Genomic DNA, 926 nt, shown 5'->3' with positions numbered 1-926 from the left:
TCCTTATTGTTTCTTCTCTTTCCCTTTTCACTAGAGTTATTTCTAGTAAAGTACATCGTATTACCATCCTTTGTAAAAACAGCTGTTGCATCATTTACTCTAGAACTTATCTCTTTAGCAAACTGCTTAGGTTCTGAGAAAGTCCCATCAGCGTTAATCGTACTACTGTACAAGGCTGTAAAACTCTCATTAGTCCACTCATGCACAGGCTTATTAAAATCTGTATTTCTAGCAGATGTAAAAATTAAATCTGTTCCTAGAATAGTTGCGCCATAATCTGAGAACTCAGAATTAATACTCAATATTTTTAAATCATATAACTCCTTCTTCTTTTCAATCTTCTTTAAAAAATCTTTGTTCTCCAAAAAAAGCTGAGCTCTTGAATCTGCCTCTTCTAATCTTACAAAGTATTCCATAATCTCTTTAGACCTGTCATAATTCTCTATGCTTTTTAGAGTTTGAGCATAACGATAATAATACTCTGATGAAAGAGGCTCTTTTCCTTTATCATCGTAAGTCCCATCAAAGAGTTCTGTATACCATTTATTAGCCTCTATTAGTTTCCCATTAAAGTAATAAGCGTCACCTAACTTTTGTAGCATATCTGCATTAATATAGCCTTGAGCTGCTATACCTTCATAGAGCTTTATAGCATCTATATAAGCCTTGGTTTGATATTCTTTGTCCGCTTTTTTCTCCGTTACTCTTTGACCATAAGTATTTAAGCTAGCCAAAAGTAACAAACAATAAAGACTACCTTTTAGTAAATATCTTTTCATACTTTCCTTTTTTAAATACTTTCAATTAAAAGAATCGCGGTGCATTAATTGTACTACGACGGTTAAATAATTCAAATCTTAAGAAAACTTCGTGTGATCCTGAGTTATAACGTTGAAGTGCTGTAGTATCAAAATCATAAGAATAAC

The 926-nt window shown here is 32.4% G+C and carries 1 protein-coding gene and 1 pseudogene; both read right to left on the bottom strand.

Features of this window, described 5'->3' with window-relative positions; genetic code table 11:
• On the bottom strand, positions 1 to 779 hold a 779-nt coding region (locus HX049_RS18395; RefSeq protein WP_435793537.1), incomplete at its 3' end, for a tetratricopeptide repeat protein.
• A gap of 25 nt (positions 780 to 804) precedes the next feature.
• Positions 805 to 926, bottom strand: a pseudogene (locus tag HX049_RS18540) (PorP/SprF family type IX secretion system membrane protein); the annotation flags it as partial.

This window comes from Myroides odoratimimus (assembly GCF_030326305.1).
Classification (GTDB): domain Bacteria; phylum Bacteroidota; class Bacteroidia; order Flavobacteriales; family Flavobacteriaceae; genus Flavobacterium; species Flavobacterium odoratimimum_A.
Note: the sequence above shows the minus strand (reverse complement) of the source record. Positions and strands in the feature narration are given on the sequence as shown.